At 68.5% G+C, this 1,726-nt stretch carries 1 protein-coding gene and 2 pseudogenes; all 3 read left to right on the top strand.

The window, feature by feature from the left end; all coding sequences use genetic code 11:
* A pseudogene (locus tag ACFP9U_RS24935) lies at window positions 1–185 on the top strand (diaminopimelate epimerase); the annotation flags it as partial.
* Window positions 185–1,468 (top strand): tRNA (N(6)-L-threonylcarbamoyladenosine(37)-C(2))-methylthiotransferase MtaB, encoded by a 1,284-nt coding sequence (mtaB, locus tag ACFP9U_RS24930; protein WP_378625563.1) that lies wholly within the window; start codon window positions 185–187, stop codon window positions 1,466–1,468. The pseudogene ACFP9U_RS24935 and the gene mtaB, both read left to right, overlap by 1 nt.
* A 13-nt stretch (window positions 1,469–1,481) precedes the next feature.
* Window positions 1,482–1,726: pseudogene (locus tag ACFP9U_RS24925) on the top strand (signal recognition particle-docking protein FtsY); the annotation flags it as partial.

The following is a 1,726-nucleotide window of genomic DNA, read 5'->3' as shown; positions in this document are numbered from 1 at the left end:
TATCAAGCGCGCGCACGGGGCGCACCGGCCGGCATGTCACGGTCACCGTGCCGGGCGGGCCGCTCGACATTCGCTGGCGCGAGGACGATCACGTGATCATGACCGGGCCGGCGGAATGGGAGTTTTCCGGCCACTTCGACCCCGCCACGGGTGCCTGGCAGCGCGAGACCGAGGGAGCGGCCTGATGGCGGTGGATGTCGTCACCTTCGGCTGCCGGCTGAACGCCTACGAGTCCGAGGTGATCAAGCGCGAGGCGGACGCGGCGGGTCTCGGCGCGCTCGATGGTGGGGCGGTAGTGATCAACACCTGCGCGGTGACGGCGGAAGCCGTGCGCCAGGCGCGCCAGGCGATCCGCAAGGCGCGCCGCGAGAACCCGGACGCCCGCATCATCGTCACCGGCTGCGCGGCGCAGACCGAGCCAGGCACCTTCGGCGCCATGGAAGAGGCGGATCTCGTCCTTGGCAACGAGGAGAAGCTTCAACGCCACAGCTATCGCGCGCTGCCTGAATTCGGGGTCAACAGTTTCGAGAAGGTGCGCGTCAACGATATCATGGAGGTGCGCGAGACCGCCTCGCACATGGTGGACGCTATCGAGGGCCGGGCGCGCGCCTTCGTGCAGGTGCAGAACGGTTGCGACCACCGCTGCACCTTCTGCATCATCCCCTATGGCCGCGGCAATTCGCGCTCGGTGCCGATGGGCGCGGTGGTCGACCAGGTGAGGCGGCTGGTGGAGAACGGCTACAGGGAAGTCGTGCTTACCGGCGTCGATTTGACGAGCTTCGGCGCCGACCTGCCGGGAAGCCCGCGCCTCGGCCGGCTGGTGCGCACTATCCTGCGGCAGGTGCCGGAGCTCGAGCGGCTCAGGCTTTCCTCGATCGATTCCATCGAGGCGGACGAGGATCTAATGGCCGCGCTCGCCGAGGAAGAGCGGCTGATGCCGCACCTGCATCTCTCCCTGCAGTCCGGCGACGACATGATCCTGAAGCGCATGAAGCGGCGGCATCTCAGGGACGATACCATCCGGTTCTGTGCGGAGGTGCGGCGGCTCAGGCCGGACGTCGTGTTCGGCGCCGACATCATCGCCGGCTTTCCGACCGAGACGGAGGCGATGTTCGAGAACTCGCTTCGAATCGTCGAGGAGTGCGGGCTGACGCATCTGCACGTCTTCCCTTTCTCGCCCCGCGAGGGCACGCCGGCGGCCCGCATGCCGCAGCTGCCGCGTGATGTCGTGAAGGCGCGGGCAGCGCGGCTGCGCGCTTCCGGCGAGGCGGCGTATCAGGCGCATCTGGCGGCGCTCGAGGGCACGCACCAGCGTCTCCTCGTGGAGCGCGCGGGACTCGGCCGCACGGAAGGTTTCACCCTCGCTGCCATCGAGGAGGGCCGGCCCGGCGAGATCGTCGACGGCGTCATCTCCGGGCATGACGGGGAGCGCCTCCTGGCGGTGCCCGCGGAGCGCGAAGCGGCTTGAAGAGCAAGATTTCATGGCTTTGAACTTCATCAAGAAGGTTTTCTCCTTCGGTAAGAAGGAGGTCGAGGAAAAACCGGCCGAGGAGGAGGTGCGTCCCGTCGAGCCGGGGGCCGAAGGAGTGCCGCAGCCGGCATCGGAAGCCGGCGCGCCGTCGGAACCCACGCCGGAGCCGGAAAAACCCCCGCAGCAGCCCGAGCCGGCTCCCGAACCGCAGGAGCCGGAAAAGCCGGAGCCCGAGATTCCGCCCGAGCCCGGCCC

This window comes from Nitratireductor sp. GCM10026969, from assembly GCF_042660605.1.
GTDB lineage: Bacteria > Pseudomonadota > Alphaproteobacteria > Rhizobiales > Rhizobiaceae > Chelativorans.
Note: the sequence above shows the minus strand (reverse complement) of the source record. Positions and strands in the feature narration are given on the sequence as shown.